Genomic DNA, 433 nt, shown 5'->3' on the forward strand with positions numbered 1-433 from the left:
CGGCACGTGCAGGGTCTGCGTCAGGTAGCCGATCGAGAAGACCGCGAAGATGTTGAAGAACACGCCGTCGATCGTTCGCGCACCCATGCCCGCGAGCACATTCTTCGGGTAGTCGCGCATCATCGACACGAAGGGAATCGCCGCCTCGCGGTTGGCCTCCTTCACCTGCGTGAATTCCGGCGTCTCCATCACGTTGAGGCGGATATAGGCGCCGACCGCGACGAGCCCGACGCTGAGCAGGAATGCGAGCCGCCATCCGTAGGAGAGGAACTGCTCCTCGGACAGGCTGTAGGACAGGGCCGCGACGACCCCGGAGGCGAGGCAGAGGCCGATAGCGAGCCCGATCTGCGGGATGCTGGCGTAGAGCCCGCGCCGCTCCGGCGGGGCGTACTCGAAGGCCATGAGCACGGCGCCGCCCCATTCGCCGCCGAGG

General features: G+C 67.0%; 1 protein-coding gene. It reads right to left on the minus strand.

The annotated features are described in order from the left end of the window. The coding region (locus WDW90_RS38265; protein WP_336492896.1) for an MFS transporter at window positions 1-433 on the minus strand (433 nt) is incomplete at both ends.

It is taken from the genome of Methylobacterium nigriterrae (assembly GCF_037106235.1).
GTDB classification, from domain to species: domain Bacteria; phylum Pseudomonadota; class Alphaproteobacteria; order Rhizobiales; family Beijerinckiaceae; genus Methylobacterium; species Methylobacterium nigriterrae.